The 18012-nt window shown below is 68.6% G+C and carries 19 protein-coding genes; 10 read left to right on the top strand and 9 right to left on the bottom strand.

Annotated elements, in window-relative coordinates; genetic code table 11:
- The first annotated feature begins 16 nt into the window (after positions 1-16).
- Positions 17-709 (top strand): glutathione S-transferase family protein, encoded by a 693-nt coding sequence (locus G7B71_RS03595; protein ID WP_166037954.1) that lies wholly within the window; start codon positions 17-19, stop codon positions 707-709.
- Positions 710-715: 6 nt separating this feature from the next.
- On the opposite strand, the gene G7B71_RS03590 is transcribed toward G7B71_RS03595, so the two are convergent.
- From G7B71_RS03590 to G7B71_RS03570, 5 genes are all read right to left on the bottom strand, one after another.
- Positions 716-1960 carry a putative DNA modification/repair radical SAM protein gene (locus tag G7B71_RS03590; protein ID WP_166037952.1) on the bottom strand — a complete coding sequence of 415 codons (1245 nt, stop codon included), beginning with the start codon at positions 1958-1960 and terminating at the stop codon, positions 716-718.
- A gap of 78 nt (positions 1961-2038) precedes the next feature.
- Positions 2039-3448 (bottom strand): peptide MFS transporter, encoded by a 1410-nt coding sequence (locus tag G7B71_RS03585; RefSeq protein ID WP_166037950.1) that lies wholly within the window; start codon positions 3446-3448, stop codon positions 2039-2041.
- Between the two features lie 102 nt (positions 3449-3550).
- Complete coding sequence (locus tag G7B71_RS03580; protein WP_166037949.1) at positions 3551-4366, bottom strand: hypothetical protein; 816 nt, start codon at positions 4364-4366, stop codon at positions 3551-3553.
- 38 nt (positions 4367-4404) lie between these two features.
- Positions 4405-4875 (bottom strand): OsmC family protein, encoded by a 471-nt coding sequence (locus G7B71_RS03575; protein WP_166037948.1) that lies wholly within the window; start codon positions 4873-4875, stop codon positions 4405-4407.
- A gap of 7 nt (positions 4876-4882) precedes the next feature.
- Positions 4883-5371, bottom strand: coding sequence for a polymer-forming cytoskeletal protein (locus G7B71_RS03570; protein WP_166037947.1), 489 nt, complete (start codon positions 5369-5371; stop codon positions 4883-4885).
- A gap of 1614 nt (positions 5372-6985) precedes the next feature.
- Between G7B71_RS03570 and G7B71_RS03565 the strand changes: the two genes are divergently transcribed.
- Entirely contained in the window at positions 6986-7663 is a 678-nt protein-coding gene (locus tag G7B71_RS03565; RefSeq protein WP_166037946.1) for a cytochrome c family protein, read from the top strand.
- 42 nt (positions 7664-7705) lie between these two features.
- On the opposite strand, the gene G7B71_RS03560 is transcribed toward G7B71_RS03565, so the two are convergent.
- Together G7B71_RS03560 and G7B71_RS03555 are read right to left on the bottom strand one after the other, a co-directional pair.
- On the bottom strand, positions 7706-8584 hold the full coding sequence (locus G7B71_RS03560) for an LOG family protein (RefSeq protein ID WP_166037945.1): 879 nt from the start codon (positions 8582-8584) through the stop codon (positions 7706-7708).
- Between the two features lie 10 nt (positions 8585-8594).
- Positions 8595-9269: an extensin family protein gene (locus G7B71_RS03555; RefSeq protein ID WP_243406082.1), complete on the bottom strand. Its 675-nt coding sequence runs from the start codon at positions 9267-9269 to the stop codon at positions 8595-8597.
- Positions 9270-9383: 114 nt separating this feature from the next.
- On the opposite strand from G7B71_RS03555, the gene G7B71_RS03550 reads away from it, so the two are divergent.
- The 4 genes from G7B71_RS03550 to G7B71_RS03535 all read left to right on the top strand — a co-directional run bounded on the left by G7B71_RS03550 (position 9384) and on the right by G7B71_RS03535 (position 13149).
- Positions 9384-10574: a phosphoserine transaminase gene (locus G7B71_RS03550; protein ID WP_166037944.1), complete on the top strand. Its 1191-nt coding sequence runs from the start codon at positions 9384-9386 to the stop codon at positions 10572-10574.
- Between the two features lie 63 nt (positions 10575-10637).
- Positions 10638-11051: a DUF559 domain-containing protein gene (locus G7B71_RS03545; protein WP_166037943.1), complete on the top strand. Its 414-nt coding sequence runs from the start codon at positions 10638-10640 to the stop codon at positions 11049-11051.
- Positions 11051-12628, top strand: coding sequence for a phosphoglycerate dehydrogenase (gene serA, locus G7B71_RS03540; RefSeq protein WP_166037942.1), 1578 nt, complete (start codon positions 11051-11053; stop codon positions 12626-12628). Before G7B71_RS03545 ends, serA begins: the two co-directional genes overlap by 1 nt.
- A gap of 89 nt (positions 12629-12717) precedes the next feature.
- Positions 12718-13149 (top strand): cupredoxin domain-containing protein, encoded by a 432-nt coding sequence (locus G7B71_RS03535; protein ID WP_166037941.1) that lies wholly within the window; start codon positions 12718-12720, stop codon positions 13147-13149.
- On the opposite strand, the gene nudC is transcribed toward G7B71_RS03535, so the two are convergent.
- Both nudC and mutY read right to left on the bottom strand, forming a co-directional pair.
- Positions 13146-14045 (bottom strand): NAD(+) diphosphatase, encoded by a 900-nt coding sequence (gene nudC, locus G7B71_RS03530; protein ID WP_243406081.1) that lies wholly within the window; start codon positions 14043-14045, stop codon positions 13146-13148. The two genes, G7B71_RS03535 and nudC, sit on opposite strands and share 4 nt — an antisense overlap.
- Positions 14012-14995: an A/G-specific adenine glycosylase gene (mutY, locus tag G7B71_RS03525; RefSeq protein WP_166037940.1), complete on the bottom strand. Its 984-nt coding sequence runs from the start codon at positions 14993-14995 to the stop codon at positions 14012-14014. The genes nudC and mutY overlap by 34 nt, the downstream gene beginning before the upstream one ends.
- 53 nt (positions 14996-15048) lie before the next feature.
- Between mutY and G7B71_RS03520 the strand changes: the two genes are divergently transcribed.
- From G7B71_RS03520 to G7B71_RS03505, 4 genes are all read left to right on the top strand, one after another.
- On the top strand, positions 15049-15609 hold the full coding sequence (locus tag G7B71_RS03520) for a DciA family protein (RefSeq protein ID WP_166037939.1): 561 nt from the start codon (positions 15049-15051) through the stop codon (positions 15607-15609).
- Positions 15606-16379, top strand: a complete 774-nt coding sequence (locus G7B71_RS03515) for a thioredoxin domain-containing protein (RefSeq protein WP_166037938.1) — start codon at positions 15606-15608, stop codon at positions 16377-16379. The genes G7B71_RS03520 and G7B71_RS03515 overlap by 4 nt, the downstream gene beginning before the upstream one ends.
- A gap of 1 nt (position 16380) precedes the next feature.
- Positions 16381-17100 (top strand): thioredoxin domain-containing protein, encoded by a 720-nt coding sequence (locus G7B71_RS03510; RefSeq protein WP_166037937.1) that lies wholly within the window; start codon positions 16381-16383, stop codon positions 17098-17100.
- A gap of 83 nt (positions 17101-17183) precedes the next feature.
- The coding region (locus tag G7B71_RS03505; protein ID WP_166037936.1) for an AAA family ATPase at positions 17184-18012 on the top strand (829 nt) is incomplete at its 3' end.

Below are 18012 nucleotides of genomic sequence, written 5' to 3'. Positions count from 1 at the left end.
ACGTTAGGAGGGCGGAATGACCCTGCACCTCTATTACCACCCCTTCTCGTCTTATTGTCAGAAGGTGATGATCGCCCTCCACGAGCGCGACCTCCCCTATGAGCGCCATGTCGTCGATCTCGGCGATCCGCGCTCCAAGGCCGAGTTCGCGGCGGTGTGGCCCTACGCCAAGTTTCCGGTGCTGAACGACGACCATGCCGGTGCGACCCTGCCGGAAAGCACCGTGATCATCGAGTATCTCGACACGCTGTCCGCCTCCGGCAAGCGCATGACTCCGATCGATCCGGGGCATCTACGCGCGGTCCACCTGCTCGACCGAGTGATCGACAATTACATCCAGACGCCGATGCAGAAGATCGTCGGCGACCGCCTCCGGCCCGAGGGCAAGCGCGACCCGTTCGGCGTCGAGGAAGCCCGCGCTCTGCTCGACACGAGCTACCGCTTCCTGGAGGAGCGAATCATCCAGACCTATCTGTCGGGGCCCGACGTCACCCTCGCCGACTGCGCCGCGGCGCCAGCGCTGTTCTATGCGCAGAAGGTGGCTCCGTTCGCGGATCGTTACCCCAAGCTCGGCGCCTATCTCGAGCGAATGCTCGACCGTCCGAGCTTCGCCCGCTGCGTCGAGGAAGCCCGCTCTTTCCGCGAATTCTTCCCCTCCGCGGACGGCGACGGCGACTGGCCGGAAAGCTCGGGCCGCGCCGCCTTCTGACCGGGCTCAAGCGGCGAACAGCTCCAGCTGCTGCGACGCGGGCCTGAGGCGCGCGCCGAGATCGGCGCGGTCGGTGAGCAGGGTCGGCCGCCAGTCCGCGGTGGTGATAAACGGCCGCACCTTGGCGATCGACACCGTGAGCCGGGCCACGTCGTCCAGCCGCAGGCTTCGCAGGCGCCGGCTGGCGACGATCTTGTCGACCGCCTTCACGCCGAGGCCGGGCACGCGCAGCAAGGCCTCGCGGTCGGCGCGGTTGACGTCGACCGGGAAGCGCTCGCGGAACTTGAGCGCCCAGGCGAGCTTGGGGTCGATGTCGAGCGGCAGCATGCCCGCCGCGTCGGTGACCTGGCCGACCTCGCCCGGCTCGAAGCCGTAGAAGCGCATCAGCCAGTCGGACTGGTAGAGCCGGTGCTCGCGCATCAGCGGCGGCCGCTTCAACGGCAGCACCGCGCTCGCGTCGGGGATCGGGCTGAACGCGGAATAATAGACGCGGCGCAGGCGGAAGCGGTCATAGAGCCCGCTCGCCCGGCCGATGATGGCGCGGTCGTCGGCGCCGTCCGCTCCGACGATCATCTGGGTCGACTGGCCGGCGGGGGCGAAATTCGGCGCCGAGCGGAACCGCCTCTTCGCATCCCGCGTGTCGACGATCGCCGCCTTCATGTCCTTCATCGCGCCTTCGATGCGCCCGGCATCCTTCTCCGGCGCGAGCCTCGTCAGGCCGGCGACGGTCGGCAACTCGACATTGATCGATACGCGGTCGGCATGGAGGCCGGCCTGGTGGACCAGCTCCGGGTCGGCGTCGGGGATGGTCTTCAAGTGGATGTAGCCGTGGAAATCATGCTCCTCGCGCAGGCTGCGCGCGACCCGGACGATCTGCTCCATCGTGTAGTCGGGCGAGCGGATGATCCCGGAGGAGAGGAACAGCCCCTCAATATAGTTGCGCTTGTAGAAGGCCAGGGTGAGCTGGACGACCTCTTCCGCCGTGAACCGAGCGCGGCGGACGTTCGAGCTCTTGCGGTTGATGCAATAATGGCAGTCGAAGATGCAGCTGTTGGTCAGCAGGATCTTCAAGAGGCTGATGCAGCGGCCGTCCGGCGCGTAGGCGTGGCAAATGCCCATGCCCTCGGTCGAGCCGATCCCCTTGCCGCCGATGCTGTTGCGCTTCGACGTTCCCGACGAAGCGCAACTCGCGTCATATTTCGCCGCATCGGCGAGAATCGCCAGCTTCTCGCGCGTACCCAGCTGAGCCATTCGTTCCAGTTACGTTCCGCCGGACCGATTGTCGATATGGCCCAAAGGCTGTAGGAAAACCTCCAATATTCCGTGCGGTTATCGTTCAACCTCGACGGTCTCGGCGCCCGGGCGCAGCGGCTCATCTCGAACCGAGCTTTCCAGCGCCCGGCGCAACGCCCCGCCGAACAGCAGCACCAGCACTGCGCCGGCCGCGCCGATGCCGGCATGGAGCAGCCAGAAGCGCAGCGGCCCGAGCGGCTCGTAGAAACCGCCGAGCCAGCCGATGACGTTGTTGCCGACGAACAGGGTGAGGAAGCACACGCCCATCATCGTCGCGTTGACGCTCGCCGGCGCGGCGCGCGACACCAAGGCGAGCAGGGTCGGCCAATAATAGAGGAAGGCGACGCCGAGCGTACCGGCATAGAGAAACGGCCACAGCGGGTGGATGTTGTCGCCGCCGCTGACCAGGATCGCCGCGACCAGGATCAGGTTTGCGCACGCCGCCAGTGCCGCGCCGATGCCGATCTTGGCGAGGTCGCCGGGTTCGCCGCGCCGACGCGCCTGCCATCCCCACAAGGCGAAGAGCACCGGAACGCCGATGATGCTGAAGAGGGGATCGACGGACTGGTACCACGGCACCGGAATCTCGAATGCGCCGAGGCTCAGGTCGACATGGTCCTGCACCCACACCGGGAAGGTGTTGGCGAGCTGATAATAAGCGATCGAGTGGAACATGGTGATGAACATCACCGCGATCAGCGCCGCGATGATCGTCCAGTCGTGCGAAGTCAGCTTCGCCTCCTCGTCGGCGCGCCGTTCGACCCGCGCCGGTAGATGCTTGTAGCCGGCGAGATAGGTGACGAGGCCGCAGAGCATGAAGATCGCCGCGGCGCCGAAACCCCAGTGCCAGCCATATTCGTTCGCCAGCCAGCCGCACAAAATCGGGCCGAACACCGCGCCGACATTGATCGCCACGCTGAAGATGGCGAAGCCGCGGGTGCGCCGCGCCTCGTCGTCGCGCGGGTAAAGCGCGCCGACCTGCGCGGAAATGTTGCCCTTGAGCAGGCCCGATCCGATCACCAGGAGCAGAAGCGCGAGCAGGAAACTCTCGTCGAACGCCATCGCGACATGGCCGCCGGCCATCGACAAGGCGCCAAGCACCACCGCGTTGCGCTGACCGATCCAACGGTCGGCGATGAGACCGCCGAGCACCGGCGTGAAATAGACGAAGCCGGCGTAGAGCCCGAAGATCGCCGAGGCGAGCGCCTGGGTCGACAGCGGCCCGTACGCTCCCTCGATAAAGGCGCGGAAGCCTCCGAAGCCGGCGACATTTTCGACATGGCCCGGCATCAGCAGCTCGTTGACCATGTAGAGCACGAGCAGCGCGCTCATGCCGTAATAAGAGAAACGCTCCCACGCCTCGGTGAAGGCCAGATAATAAAGACCCTTCGGGTGGCGGGCCGCCGCCGCGCCCGCACCCGTGCCGTCAACCGAAACCGTCGCCAAAATTCTGTCTCCTGCCCCTGCCGAGCGCGGACGCGCTCCCGAGCGGGAGCCTGAAGCGCGGCCGCCGGGGCCGTCACTATCCTTCGACGAACCCCATCGGGCTCACGACGAAGTTGCTGCGGTCCTTCGCCGCAGCGGAACGCTGCTCCACCCCGCCCACGCCACCGCGCCGCTGACCGCGAAGCCGAGGCTGACGAGCACGGGCAGCGGCACCGTCGCGATCGAGGCGAACAGGCCGCGCCATAGAGGCAGCGGCGCGACGAAGGCGAACAGGAGGCTCTGAACGGCGACTAGCCCGGCGGTGACCAGGAACGCACGGCCCGACTTGGGATGGCGGCGATGGAGCTCGAGAAGGAGAAGCACCACCATCAGGTTGGAGAAGTGGAGCGCCCAGCCGAACCGGTGGAAGGTCTCGGGCCCGGTCACCGCGAACGGCGGATAATCGGACAGGATTCGCGTGGTGATCGGCGCGAGCAGGAAGAATACGGTGGAGAGCATGTAGGCGCCGTGGCGGTGGACCTTGCGGCGGCTCTTCAGCGCCATGAAGAACAGGCAGGGCACCGCGAGGGTCGACAGGCCGTCGAGCAGCGCGAGACCCGGCGCGAAGACGTTGTAGAAGGGCGACACGCCGGCGGTGAACTTCATCGCCATCGTCTGAATGACCAGCAGGCCCCCGACGGTGAACAAGGGAAACAGCACGAAGCTGGAATAGCCGAGCGTGCGGTGGAGCGCGTTCTGGCGGCGGTGGATCGACCAGCTCTGCATCGCCAGCAGGGCGATCCACAGCGACGCCGTCACGCCGTGGACATGGGCGGAATAGGCCGCGCCCCGGAGGTCCGAGAAATAGCCGGGCCAGAACGCAAACAGGGTGAGCGGGAACAGGGCGAGCAGGTAATAATGGGCGTGGCGGTAAGGCATTGCGTCCCCCCTTTCGCTGCCGGCCCCCGCCGGCGACTTTACCTCTCGACCGCCGCGGGCGCCTCCACGACGATGTCGGTGCTGAGCGAATTAGCGATGAAGCAGGCGTCGTGGGCGCGGTGATGCAGGTCGGCCAGCTCAGTGTCGTCCGGCTGGCGGCCGGCGAAGGCGATCGCGGGACGAAGGACGATGCGTGTAATCATCACCCGACCGTTCGCGCCCATGCCCATCTCACCCTCGGCCGAGTCGCGGTAGGAGGCGACGTCGAAGCCGGCGCGGCGGGCGAAGTCGAGGAACCACAGCATGTGGCAGGACGACGCCGCCGCGACCAGCGCCTCTTCAGGGTCGACGCCAAACGGATCCGACATCGGCGCCCGCACCACGTCCGGCGATGACGAGCCGCGCACCGTCTGGCCGCCGTCGAAGCGCCACTCATGGGTCCGGCTGTACCTCCCGCTCGAGAAGTCGCCGTCCGAGGTCCAGGCGATCTCCGCGCCGTGGCGGCTCACCGGTGGCCTACTCCGCCGCCTGGATCAGCGGCTCGCCCGGCGGCAGCAGACTCGGCTGGTCGCCGCGGGGCCTGGCCTTGTCGGGCAGCGCTTTCAGCGTCGCCATGACGGCCCCGGCGCCGGCGCCCTCGCGCCGGGCGAGGCGGCCGTCGATCGCCGCGCCCGCGGCGATGCTCAACGTCTCGTAGGTGACGTCGCCGGTGACCCGAGCGCTCGGCTCGAGAGTCACCAGCCGCGCATTGACGGTGCCGTCGACGAGACCGGCGATGCACGCCGATTCGGCGACGATGTTGCCGGCGATCGTGCCGCCCTTGCCCTGGATGAGGGTGGCGCAAGTCACGTTGCCCTCGATGCGCCCGTCGATATGGATCTGCGATTCGGTCGTGAGGTCTCCGTTCACCACCACGTCGGGGCTGATGAAGGAGAGCCCCCCGGCCCCGCTCCTGCCGCCCTGCTTGGCCGCTGCCGGCCCCTTGCTCTTGCCGCTCGAAAACATCGATTCGCCCCTTTTGCCCACCCGGACAGTCGCGCTTTTGAGGGGTGAGATCAAGGCGGCGGGACGCGCCTGCGGTCAGCCACAGGCGGAGGCGCAACACGTTATTTATCAGGAGAGTAGGCGCGGGACAGCGCGTCGCGAAGGGCGGCCTGCGCCGCGCCTCAAATGCGCCGCGCCGAATGCTCGCTCCCCCAAATGCACATGAGGGCTGACGTTTCCGCCAGCCCTCACTGCGTCGAGCCGGGGAAAGCCGCGCCGGTGAGGGCTTGGCGTCCGTCTCGGCGATGTTCGACAATGGCACGAACGACCAGGCGTTCCACCCATTGTCCGGGAAGAGAGGCGAGAGGCAGGACCTGACGCTTCCATCCCGTTCGGCTCTCCACGAAAGGCCGAAGCCCTTCGCGGTTCACCTAGGATCGGCGCCTCGAAGCCGAAGCTTCGCGACACTTCACCCGGATCCCCGCCTGGAGCCGAAGCTCCGTGGCGGTTCACCTTGGGTCCCTGCATTGGCCGAAGCCGCCGCAGTTCTCCGTTGGGTCCCTGCCTTGGCCGAAGCCGCCGCAGTTCTCCGGTGGATCCCTGCCTTGGCCGAAGCCTCAGCAGTTCTCCGGTGGGTCCTCTTCCAGGCCGAAGCCTGTCCGATTTCCCGTGGATCCCTGTCCGGACCGAAGTCCATTCAGTTCTCCTGAGGAAAAATGGCTTGGCCAAAGCCGCCTCATTTCTCCTTTGGAGAGCCTTTCCCGGCCGAGGCCGGTCCAGGTCTCCAGGAGAGCCGTTCGAGCCGAAGCTCTGGCGGCTCTCCCGGATCCGGGCTTAGGCCGAAGCCCTTGCCGTTCACCGTTCGGTTCCCCGCGTCCGGCCGAGGCCTTGGCGGTTCACCTGTCCGGAAACTCCGTGTCGGCCGAAGCCGATCGGTCTTTTCCGGCCGACAAGAATGTCAGCCGAAGCTGGCACCCTTCCCGGTTGGCTCCCCGTCAAAGCCGAAGCCCTGGCGGCTCGCCTCCGAAGCGCGGTGCCGGCCGAAGCCGATCCGTTTCTCCGGTTTTGGATCCCCGTCGGAGCCGAAGCTCTTCCGGTTTTCCTTTGGCGGTCCCGTGAAGCCGAAGCTTCTGGTTCCGCCGGGCTGCTCGACGAAGCTTGCCGATCCTTGCAAAAGCTAAGGGGCAAGCCCGTTGCGTCCGCATGGCGGCGGCTTCGTCAGCCGCCCTCGCCGTGACGTTTCGAATCTTCGCTTGCGGTCCGATCCGAAGCCGTTTCCGGCCGCAGCCTGGTCACTCGTCCCGAGGGGCGATCGACCCGGCCACAACTGGAACCTGTCATGGGAAACCGAGTCGTCAAAGCCGAATCTGCCTGTGGATAACGAGGATAACGGGGGTAGAATCGACGCCGCTTTCTCCAGGCGATTGCGTGGATCGGCCGACCCTGCTTTGGGCCTCTGCTTTTCTTTCGCGCAAGGATCCGCGGCGAAAGCCGGAAGGTCCCCCGCCGAGGCGCCGGCGATGGGCGTCTGGTGCTTGCGGCGCGCGCGCCCCCCGCATAAAGGGGGCGCCAATTCGAGAACTTGCCGCGGCAGCCCTCCTGGCGCCGCGCATCCTGACAGGGGTCTTCGCCGCGATGAACGATCGGTTCAACACGATTGCTGGTTGGGTGCTGGGAGGCGGCATCGTGCTGCTCGGCGGCACCCTGGTGGCCGGCGAGATGTTCAAGTCCGAGCGTCCCGATCCGATGGGCTACCCGATCGCCGGAGTCCAGGAAGAGGGCGAAGGCGGCGAGGCCGAGCAGCCGATCGCCCACTTCCTGCAGACCGCCGACGCCGCCCGCGGCGAGGCCGTGTTCCGCAAGTGCGCCGCCTGCCACACGATCAACCAGGGCGGCCCCAACGGCGTCGGCCCGAATCTCTATGGCTCGATGGGCCAGGCCGTGGCTCACGTCGCTGGCTTCAACTATTCCGAGGCCCTTCGCGGTCATGGCGGCACCTGGGACTGGGAGACGATGAGTGCCTGGCTGGCGAGCCCGCGCGCCTTCGCCCCCGGCACCAAGATGACCTTCGCCGGCCTGTCCGACCCGCAGGACCGCGCCGACCTCATGGTCTACATGAATGCGCAGGGCTCCAGCCTGGCGCTGCCGCCGGCCCCGGCCGCCGGCGAGGCCGCGCCGGCCGGCAACAGCTCCGACCCTGCGGTCAACGGCGCCGCGGCCGACCAGCCGGTGCTCAACGAGGCGCAGGTCGCCCCGGTCCAGGAAGGCCGCACCGGCGGCGAGGCAGCCCCGGCCGCCGGCCGCGACCACTAAGCTAAAGAAGAAGGGCCGCCCCTAGGGGTGGCCCTTCTTGATTCAGCAGACCGGCTTGCCGTCCCGCTCCTCATAGTGGCGGCAGACGATGTCCCAGGCTTCCTCCGCCGTCTCGACGAAGGAGAAGAGGTCGAGGTCGGCCGCCGACACGACGCCTTCGTCGACCAGCGCCTGGAAATTCACCACTCGGTCCCAAAACTCCCGCCCGAAGAACACGATCGGCAGCGGCGCCACCTTGCCGGTCTGGATCAGGGTGAGGAGCTCGAACGCCTCGTCGAAGGTGCCGAAGCCGCCCGGGAACACCGCCACCGCCCGGGCGCGCAGCAGGAAGTGCATCTTGCGAAGCGCGAAATAGTGGAACTGGAACGACAAATGCGGGGTCAGATAGGGGTTGGGCAGCTGCTCGTGCGGGAGCACGATGTTGAGCCCGATCGTCTCGGCGCCAGTTTCGATGGCGCCGCGATTCGCCGCCTCCATGATCGACGGCCCGCCACCCGAGCAGACGACGAAGTGGCGCCAGCCGTCGGGGTCGGGCGCGGTCTTGCTCGCGATCCGCGCGAGCTTGCGCGCCTCGTCATAATAATGGGATTTGGCCTTGAGCCGCTCGGCGATCAGCCGCTGATGATCGGTCGCAGCCGCCGCGATCAGCGAATCCGCCTTCTCCGGCTCGGGGATTCGCGCCGACCCGTACATGACGAAGGTCGAGGCGATCTTGGCCTCGTCGAGCAGAAGCTCCGGCTTCAGCAGCTCGAGCTGGAAGCGCACCGGCCGGAGATCCTCGCGCAGCAGGAAGTCCATGTCCTGGAAGGCGAGGCGATATGCGGGATCCTCCGTCTGCGGCGAGGAGGTCTGCTTGGCGGCGGTTTCCGCCTCTTCACGGGCGGGAGAGAAGACGCGCTGCGGCGGGATCGGATCGGTCATTTGACCCGCATTAGCGGCAATAGCGCCCCTGCCCCAAGTCGAAATGCAGATGGTCGCGGTGGAGGGCGTTCGACTCCGGCCCCATGCCGACGCGGAACAGCGTGCAGCCGCCGCGATGCGCGGTGCGCAGGAAGGTGCGGACGCGCTCGTCGGCGCCGTTCCACCCCTCCAGCACCGAGACGCGCCGTCCGTCGGCGAGCGTGAAACCGGCGACGTCGACGGCATTGGCGAGGCCGTGCTCGCTCAATCGCGCGCCCTCGCGCCCGTTGACCGGCCGGCAGGCATAGGTGCCGAACGTCTCGATTCGCGCGACCGGGCTGCCGAGCAGCTGGCGCGCGGCGGGCTGGACGATGTCGCGCACCCAGCGCGCATATTGCCGCGCCAGCGAGCATTTCATCGCGCCGAGCCCGGCGCTGGGCGTGCCGATGTCGGCGAGCTGCACCGCGCCGAGCACCGAGCAGCCATTTTCGTTGAGGCGGTCGGGGACGGTGCGGAACGCGACCCGATCACCGGCAAGCTCGGCGCGGCACTGCAGGGTCATCGGATGATCGGCGTCGAGCGCCTGCGCGGCAGGCTGGCCATCGCGCCCCGGTATGGCGCCGCGCGGGACGCAGCCCGCGACGACGAGGGAAACCAGGAGAAGGAGCGCCAGCCGCATCGCCGCACAACGCGCCAACTCGTCCACAGGCGTCAAGCCGTCACGCGCCGCCCCCGCTTGACTTGGATCAACGCGGCCTTACTCCCGTCGGCGGGCCACGCCGTCCCAACGCGGCGCGTGCTCTCTGCGAGGAGAGTTTGCATGACTGACCTTTCGCCGGCGGTTGCCGGTACGACTGCGCCTATCGACAAGCCGGCGGACAAGCCGCGGCGCCCCCATTTCTCGTCCGGCCCCTGCGCCAAGCCGCCCGGCTGGAGCCCCGAGAAGCTCGCGCTCGGCTCGCTCGGCCGCTCGCATCGCTCGAAGATCGGCAAGGCGCGCCTGCAGCACGCCATCGAGCTGACCCGCCACGTCCTGCGCGTGCCGGCAAGCCACCGCATCGGAATCGTCCCCGCCTCCGACACCGGCGCGGTCGAGATGGCGTTGTGGAGCCTGCTCGGCGCCCGCCCGGTGACGATGCTCGCCTGGGAGAGCTTCGGGCAGGGCTGGGTCACCGACGTCGCCAAGCAGCTCAAGCTCGACGCGACCATACTAACCGCGCCCTATGGCGCGCTTCCCGACCTCGCCGCGGTCGACCCGGCAAGCGACGTGGTGTTCACCTGGAACGGCACGACCTCGGGCGTGCGCGTGCCGGACGGCGACTGGATCAGAGACGACCGCGACGGCCTCACCATCTGCGACGCGACCTCGGCGGCGTTCGCTCAGGCGCTGCCCTTCGACAAGCTCGATGTCGTCACCTTCTCCTGGCAGAAGGTGCTCGGCGGCGAGGGCGCCCACGGCATCCTCATCCTGTCCCCGCGCGCGGTCGAGCGGCTGGAGAGCTACACGCCGCCCTGGCCGCTGCCCAAGATCTTCCGCCTGACCAAGAGCGGCAAGCTCATCGAGGGCATCTTCAAGGGCGAGACCATCAACACGCCGTCGATGCTCGCGGTCGAGGATTACATCTACGCTCTGGAATGGGCCGAGCTTCAGGGCGGCCTCCCCGCCCTGATGAACCGCGCCGAGGCCAATGCCGCGACGCTCGACGCCTGGGTCGAGAAAACGCCCTGGATCGAACATCTCGCCGTCGACCCGGCCACCCGCTCGAACACCAGCGTCTGCCTCAAGCTCGCCGACGCCGCGGTTCCGGGTCTCGACTCCGACGGCCAGCGCGCTTTGGTCAAGCAGATCGAGGCCCTTCTCGACCTGGAAGGCGCCGCCTTCGACATCGCCGGCCACCGCGACGCCCCGCCCCACATCCGCATCTGGTGCGGCGCCACCGTCGACACCGAGGACGTCGAGCGCCTCACCCCCTGGCTCGCCTGGGCCTTTCACATGGCGCGATCCGCCTGAACTTGGCACCCTCTCCCCTTCAGGGGAGAGGGTGCCGCCGAAGGCGGCGGGAGAGGGGGAGTGATGCGGGATCAGCTGCTCATCCAGCGCGCAAAACAGATGCGGCGCCAGCCCACCGAACCGGAGAGACTGCTCTGGAGCGCCCTTCGTGCCCGCCGCCTCGACCCGGCCAAGTTTCGCCGCCAGGTCGTAATCGGAAGCTACGTCGTCGACTTCGCCTGCCGCATCCCGACCAAGCTGATCATCGAGATCGACGGCGACTCTCACGATTTCCAGCAGGAATACGATGCGGGGCGCACCAAAGAGCTTGAGGCCCGCGGCTACCGCGTCCTTCGCTTCACCAATGCCGAGATGATGACCAACCTCGGCGGCGTCGTCACCAGCATCGCAGAGGCCCTCGCCTCTCCCCCTCTCCCGGTTTCGCTCCGCTCAACCACCCTCTCCCCTGAAGGGGAGAGGGGACAGAAAGGATCATAATGCCCCGCGTCCTCATCTCCGACAAAATGGACCCGAACGCCGCACAGATCTTCCGCGCCAGCGGAGTCGAGGTCGACGAGAAGCCCGGCCTGACCAAGGACGAATTGAAGGCAATCATCGGCGACTATGACGGCCTCGCCATCCGCTCCGCGACCAAGGTCACCGCCGACCTTCTGGAGGCCGCGCCCAACCTCAAGGTGATCGGCCGCGCCGGGATCGGCGTCGACAATGTCGACATCCCCGCCGCGACCGCGCGCGGGATCGTCGTCATGAACACCCCGTTCGGCAACTCGATCACCACCGCCGAGCACGCCATCGCACTGATGTTCGCGCTCGCCCGCGAGCTGCCCCAGGCCGACGCCTCCACCCAGGCCGGCAAGTGGGAGAAGAACCGCTTCATGGGGGTCGAGCTGACCGCCAAGACCTTGGGCCTGATCGGCTGCGGCAATATCGGTTCGATCGTCGCCGACCGCGCGCTCGGCCTCAGGATGCGCGTCATCGCCTTCGACCCGTTCCTGACCCCCGAACGGGCGCTCGAGCTGGGCGTCGAGAAGGTCGAGCTCGACGAGCTTCTGCGCCGCGCCGACTTCATCACCCTCCACACGCCGCTCACCGACCAGACCCGCAACATCCTGTCCGCCGCCAATTTGGCGAAAACCAAGAAGGGCGTGCGCATCATCAACTGCGCCCGCGGCGGCCTGATCGACGAGGCGGCGCTCAAGGAGGGCCTCGAGAGCGGCCATATCGGCGGCGCCGCCCTGGACGTGTTCGTCGAGGAGCCGGCGCAGGCCAATCCCCTGTTCGGCACGCCCGGCCTCGTCGCGACGCCGCATCTCGGCGCGTCGACCAACGAGGCGCAGGTCAACGTCGCCATCCAGGTCGCCGAGCAGATGAGCGACTTCCTGGTCCGCGGCGGGGTCACCAACGCGCTCAACATGCCGAGCCTCAGCGCCGAGGAAGCACCGCGCCTCAGGCCCTACATGGCGCTCGCCGAGCGTCTCGGCAGCCTCGTCGGCCAGCTCGCCCATGGCGGCCTCAGCCAGATCAGCATCGAGACCGAGGGCGCCGCCGCCGAATTGAACCAGAAGCCGATCTCGAGCGCGGTTCTCGCCGGGTTCATGCGAGTCCATTCCGACACGGTGAACATGGTCAACGCGCCGTTCCTCGCCAAGGAGCGCGGCATCGACGTGCGCGAGATCCGCCACGACCGCGAAGGCGACTATCACACGCTCCTGCGCGTCTCGGTGATGACCCAGGACGGCGAGAAGAGCGTCGCCGGCACCCTGTTCGGCAATTCCGCGCCGCGCCTCGTCGACCTGTTCGGGGTTGCGGTCGAGGCCGAGCTCGACGGCGACATGATCTACTTCGTCAACGAGGACAAACCGGGCTTCATCGGCCGAGTCGGCTCGGCGCTGGGCGACGCTGGAGTCAACATCGCGACCTTCCATCTCGGCCGCCGCGCCGCGGGCGGCGAGGCGATCGCCTTGATCGCGGTCGACGGCCAGGTCGGCGGCCGGCTGATCGCCAAGCTGTCCGAGCTGCCGAGCGTGAAGACGGTGATGCCGCTGCGATTCTAAAGCCACACCGTTCGGGCTGAGCGAGCGGGCTGGGTGGATCGCGACGGAACTGCTATACCCGCAAGCCATTGTTGTAGCGGGAGGTTCCTATGCGTCGCCTGCTTCTGCCCGTGCTTCTGCTCGCCGCGACGGCGGCGTCCGCGCAGCCGCGGGAGCCGGAATGGCGCCAGGGCATCGAGCATCCCGTGCTGCTGCGGGTGAATGCGTTCGAGCCCGAGGTGATCAGGCTGCCAGCTGGCGAACCGGTGCGTCTCGTCTTCTACAACAGCAGCCGATCGCCGCTCAGCCTTCAGGCCGGCAGCTTCTTCGCCCGCGCCCGGGTCCGCGCGGGTGATGCCGATCTCGTCGCCAATGGCGGGATGACTCTCGCCCCGGGCGAGACCCGCGCGATCAATCTGGTGCCGGCCGTCGGCCGCTACCGCATGCGCAGCCGCAGCTGGGTGCGCCGCCTCGTCGGAATGAGCGCGCTGATCCTGGTCGAGCCGCAGGGCCAGACCGAGGGACAGCTCACCTCGCGCTAGCCGCCCTGTCCGACCCACCAGCGCAGCAGGCTGTGCGCGATCGCGTAGGGCGGCGGCGCCTGGAACGGGGCGTCGGGGTCCGCGTCGAGCGCCGCCCGCACTCCGGCGCGATCGACCCAGATGGCGTCCTCGATCTCCGTTTCGTCGAGGGTCAGCGCGCCGTCCTCCGCGTGCGCGACGCAGGCCATCATCAGCGAATAGGGGAAGGGCCAGGGCTGGCTGGTGACGTAGCGCACCGCTTCGACGCGAAGCCCCGCTTCCTCGAACAGCTCGCGCGCCACCGCCTCCTCGATCGACTCGCCGGGCTCGACGAAGCCGGCGAGCGCCGAATAGCGGCCTGGCGGATAGCGGTGCTGGCGCCCGACCAGCACCCGCCCGTCATGCTCGGCGAGCATGATCACCACCGGATCGACGCGCGGAAAGGCTTCGGCGCCGCAGCCGTCGCAGCGGCGGCCCCAGCCCGCGCGGAACGGCTCGGTCGGCGCGGCGCAAGTTCCGCAGAAGCGGTGGCGCGCATGCCATTCGTTGAGGCTGCGCGCGGCGCCCCAGATCGCCGCCTCGCGGGCGTCGAGCTCGCTGATCAGCTTGAACAGGTGCATCGCCGCCTGGCCGTGCGGCGCGACGTCGCCGAGCGGGGCGAAGCGCGGCGCCTCACCGTCGAAGCCGAGGAGGATCAGGCGCTCGACCGAGTGGCCGGTGACCGACGACCAGACCAGCCGTCCCGCCGAGTCCAGCTCGGGCTCCAGCCCCTGCATCGCCAGCACCCCCGCCTCGGCATGCGCGAGCGCCTCGGCGAGCCGCGCGGCGTCGACACGCAGCTGGTCGGCGCGGTCGAGCCCTGCGCCGGTAAAGCCGGGCGGGATCATGCCGCTTCCGCCCGCGGCGGCTTCCGCCATGCCAGCGCCCGCCGCGCCGCCTTGGCGAAAACGGTCGGCAAGCCGGCTTGCTCGATCCGCGCCACCGGCCACCATTCGCCTTCGACCTGCGAGGCGCCCTCGCCGCAGACCACCGACATGGTCAGCGCGAAATGGGTGAAGACATGCTCGACCGCCCCGGCCTCCTCCCAGACGGTCTCCGCCGGAGCCTCGACGGGCATCGCCAGCATGCCGCCGAGCAGCCCGCGCGCCGGCCGCCGAACCAGCAGCACCTCGCCGTCGCGCTCGAGCCAATAGGCCGTCCATTCCCGCCGCGGCTTGGCGGCCTTCTTTGCCTTGACCGGATAGGCCTCCGGACGCCCCTCCACCCGCGCTGCGCACCATTCGGCGACCGGACAGCGGCCGCAATCGGGCGAGCGCGGCGTGCAGATGGTCGCGCCCAGGTCCATCATCGCCTGCGCGAAATCGCCAGCGCCCTGGTCGGGTGTCAGGCTGTCGGCAAGCTGCCGCAGACGCGACTTCGCGCCCGGAAGCGGCTCGGACAGCGCGAACAGGCGCGACACCACGCGCTCGACATTGCCGTCGACCACGACCGCGCGCTTGCCGAAGGCAATCGCGGCCACCGCCGCGGCGGTATAGCCGCCGATGCCGGGCAGCTTGAGCAAGGCCGTCTCGTCATCCGGAAACGCGCCGCCCCGCGCTGCAATTTCGCGCGCGCAGGCGATGAGATTTCGCGCCCGCGCATAATAGCCGAGGCCCGCCCAGGCGCGCATCACTTCGGTCTCGTCCGCGGCCGCCAATGCCGCCACGTTCGGCCAGCGTGCCGTGAAAGTCTCGAAATAGGGTTTCACCGCCGCGACCGTGGTCTGCTGGAGCATGATCTCCGACAGCCACACCCGATAAGGGTCGGCGGTCTCGCCCGCTTCCGCGCGCCACGGCAGCCGTCGCTTATCCACAGCATACCAGCGCATCAGGGCATTTGTCGCATCGACGGGCACCGGCGGGCTGTGCCACTATCTTTGCGATGGGCAAAGTGGGCGGGACGACGAAATCGAAGGAGCCGGCACGTCGGGTCAACGGCGTGCGATCGGTGTCGGACCTGATCGGCGGAGTCGGCGCCGCAGCCTTCCGCCGCTTCGGATTCATCCAGCACAGCATCGTCACGCGTTGGTCCGAGATCGTCGGCGAGCGCTACGCCAATGTGTCCTCGCCCGAATCGATCCGCTTCCCGCCGGGCCGCAAGAGCGGCGGAGTCCTCACCCTGGTCGTCGAAGGCGCGCATGCGCCGATGCTTCAGCATGTCGCGCCGGTGATCGTCGAGCGGGTCAACCGCTTCTTCGGCTATCCCGCGATCGAGCGCGTGTCGTTCCGTCAGGGCCGGGTCGCGGTCGCGCGCAAGCGCCCCGTGCCGGCCGCGCCGCCGCAGCCCGTCCCCGCCGAGCTCGGCGAATCGCTGCGCGAAGTCGCCGATCCGGAGCTTCGCGCCGTCCTCGAATCCCTTGCGCAGGGGCTCGCCGCAAGCGAAGGAGCGCCCATCGTGACGGCGATCCCCGTGATCGGCACCATTGGAGACAGGAAAAGATGAAGCCAGTTTTTGTCGGCATTGCTTCGGCTTTGGCTCTGGCCGTGGCCGGATGCGGCGGCGAGGGCGACCTCAACCAGGCCGCCGCCACCATCGACCTCAACGCGGCGCTGCCGCAGATCGCCGCGCCCAATAACGGCGACTGGACCCAGACGGTCCAAGCCACGCCCGAAGGCGGCTTCCGCATGGGCAATCCGGACGCGCCGGTGAAGCTCCTCGAATATGCCTCGATCAGCTGCGGCCACTGCGCCCAATTCTCCCAGGAAGCGTCGGAAGAGCTGAAGAACACCTATGTCCGCAGCGGCCAGGTGAGCTGGGAATATCGGCCGGTGCTGCTGTTCCCGACCGATCCGGGCATCACGATGCTGCTGCGCTGCCAGGGCCCGCAATCCTTCTTCGCGCTGACCGAGCAGCTTTACGCGACCCATTCGGAATGGTCGGCCCGCACCGGCACGATCCCGGAATCGCAGCTCGCGGCGCTCCAGGCGATGCCGCCGCAGCAGCAGGCGCCGGCGCTCGCCCGAGCGCTCGGCATGGACCAGTTCTTCCGCCAGCGCGGCATGCCGCAGGCGCAGGTCGATCAGTGCCTGAACAATCCGGAGAATCTGAACAGCCTCGCCGAGACCCAGCGCAAGGTGCAGGAGGATGGAGTCACCGGCACGCCGACCTTCTTCATCAACGGCCAGGTCCAGGAGAATGTCGGTTATTGGAACCACCCGCAGACCCCCGGCCTGTCGCTCGAGAACCGCCTGCGGGCGGCGATCGGGTCGTAACATGAAGCGGCTCGCGTCCGCCTTCGTCGCCATCGGGCTCCTCGCCGCGGCTCCGGCCGCGGCGCAGGCGCCCGACATGTCCGCGATCCCGGTCGACTGGACGCGCCAGGCGGCGGCGACTCCGGAGGGCGGCTTCCGGCTCGGCAATCCCGACGCGCCGCTGAAGCTGGTCGAGTTCCTGTCGCTGACCTGCTCGCACTGCGCGACCTTCTCGGCCGAGGCGATGCCGGAATTGCTCGAGCACATCCGTTCGGGCCGGGTCAGCGTCGAATATCGCAACTACGTCCTCAATCATTACGACCTCGCCGCCGCGGTGCTCAGCCGCTGCGCCGCGCCGAACGAATATTTCGCGATGACCACCCATCTGTTCGCGCGGCAGGACGTGTGGGCAGGACGCGCCGACGCGCTGACGCCGGCGCAGCGCGCCGAGATCGAGGTGCGGCCGACCCCGCAGTCGGTGGCGCGCACCGCCGAGCTGATCGGGCTCAAGCAGATCGCCGCCGACCATGGCATCACGCCGGCGCAGGCGACTCGCTGCCTCGCCAGCGCCGACGGGCTGAACCAGGTGATGGCGATGCGCGACGCCGCCGACCGGCTCGGAGTCGACGGCACGCCGACCTTCATGCTCAACGGGCGGATGATCGGCGGGGCCAATTGGGCGATGATCCAGCCGCTGCTCGCGCAAACCCCCGCTGCGGGGGCGGGCGAAAGGGGCAGGTGACCGGGCATGAGGGGTTTGCGTCCTTGCCGAGCGGATCCCTCACCCTGCCACGCTAGCCGCGAGTCCGCCAAGGCGATGCGCCCGTGCAGATAAAGCGGCTGCGCCTGTCCGGCTTCAAGAGCTTCGTCGAGCCCGCCGACCTGCGCATCGAGCCGGGCCTCACCGGAATCGTCGGCCCCAATGGCTGCGGCAAGTCCAACGTCCTCGAGGCGATCCGCTGGGTGATGGGCGAAAGCTCGGCCAAGTCGATGCGCGGCCACGGCATGGACGACGTGATCTTCGCCGGCACCGCGACCCGCCCGTCGCGCGACTTCGCCGAAGTCACTTTGTCGATCGAGCGCCATCCCGACGACATCGGCGACCCGGAGGGCGTCCGCCTGCTCGCGTCCGGAGACGTCGAGGTCACCCGGCGCATCGAGCGCGGCGCCGGCTCCGCCTACCGGATCAACGGCCGCGACGTGCGCGCCCGCGACGTCGGCCTGCTGTTCGCCGACGCCGCCACCGGCGCCCACTCCCCCGCCTTGGTCAGCCAGGGGAGGATCAGCGCGATCATCGCCGCCAAGCCCGCCGAGCGCCGGCTGATGCTGGAGGAAGCGGCGGGAATCGCCGGCCTCCACGTCCGCCGCCGCGACGCCGAGCAGAAGCTGCGCGCGGCCGAGACCAATCTCGCGCGCCTCGACGATCTGCTCGGCGACATGGAGCAGCGCGCCGCCGCGCTGAAGCGCCAGGCCCGCGCCGCCGAGCGCTACCGCAAATTGAGCGACGAAATTCGCGTCGCCGAGGCGCGCCTGGTCTTCTCGCGCTGGAAGGAAGCGGCCGACGCCGCCGCGGCCGCGCGCAAGGAAGCCGAGATCGCCGTCGCCGCGGTCGACGCCGCCGGCCAGGCCCATGGCGAGGCCGCCGCCGCCCAGC

The sequence above is a fragment of the Sphingosinicella sp. YJ22 genome, assembly GCF_011320075.1.
In the GTDB taxonomy this organism is placed as follows: Bacteria; Pseudomonadota; Alphaproteobacteria; order Sphingomonadales; family Sphingomonadaceae; genus Allosphingosinicella.
The sequence above is the reverse complement of the archived record's forward strand: the minus strand, read 5'-3'. Positions and strand labels throughout refer to the sequence as shown.

Coding starts and splice junctions, on each gene's coding strand:
- G7B71_RS03595 (WP_166037954.1), top strand. CDS start 17: ATGACCCTGCACCTCTATTACCACCCCTTCTCGTCTTATTGTCAGAAG.
- G7B71_RS03590 (WP_166037952.1), bottom strand. CDS start 1,960: ATGGCTCAGCTGGGTACGCGCGAGAAGCTGGCGATTCTCGCCGATGCG.
- G7B71_RS03580 (WP_166037949.1), bottom strand. CDS start 4,366: ATGCCTTACCGCCACGCCCATTATTACCTGCTCGCCCTGTTCCCGCTC.
- G7B71_RS03570 (WP_166037947.1), bottom strand. CDS start 5,371: ATGTTTTCGAGCGGCAAGAGCAAGGGGCCGGCAGCGGCCAAGCAGGGC.
- G7B71_RS03565 (WP_166037946.1), top strand. CDS start 6,986: ATGAACGATCGGTTCAACACGATTGCTGGTTGGGTGCTGGGAGGCGGC.
- G7B71_RS03560 (WP_166037945.1), bottom strand. CDS start 8,584: ATGACCGATCCGATCCCGCCGCAGCGCGTCTTCTCTCCCGCCCGTGAA.
- G7B71_RS03550 (WP_166037944.1), top strand. CDS start 9,384: ATGACTGACCTTTCGCCGGCGGTTGCCGGTACGACTGCGCCTATCGAC.
- G7B71_RS03545 (WP_166037943.1), top strand. CDS start 10,638: ATGCGGGATCAGCTGCTCATCCAGCGCGCAAAACAGATGCGGCGCCAG.
- serA (WP_166037942.1), top strand. CDS start 11,051: ATGCCCCGCGTCCTCATCTCCGACAAAATGGACCCGAACGCCGCACAG.
- G7B71_RS03535 (WP_166037941.1), top strand. CDS start 12,718: ATGCGTCGCCTGCTTCTGCCCGTGCTTCTGCTCGCCGCGACGGCGGCG.
- nudC (WP_243406081.1), bottom strand. CDS start 14,045: ATGGCGGAAGCCGCCGCGGGCGGAAGCGGCATGATCCCGCCCGGCTTT.
- mutY (WP_166037940.1), bottom strand. CDS start 14,995: ATGCGCTGGTATGCTGTGGATAAGCGACGGCTGCCGTGGCGCGCGGAA.
- G7B71_RS03520 (WP_166037939.1), top strand. CDS start 15,049: ATGGGCAAAGTGGGCGGGACGACGAAATCGAAGGAGCCGGCACGTCGG.
- G7B71_RS03515 (WP_166037938.1), top strand. CDS start 15,606: ATGAAGCCAGTTTTTGTCGGCATTGCTTCGGCTTTGGCTCTGGCCGTG.
- G7B71_RS03510 (WP_166037937.1), top strand. CDS start 16,381: ATGAAGCGGCTCGCGTCCGCCTTCGTCGCCATCGGGCTCCTCGCCGCG.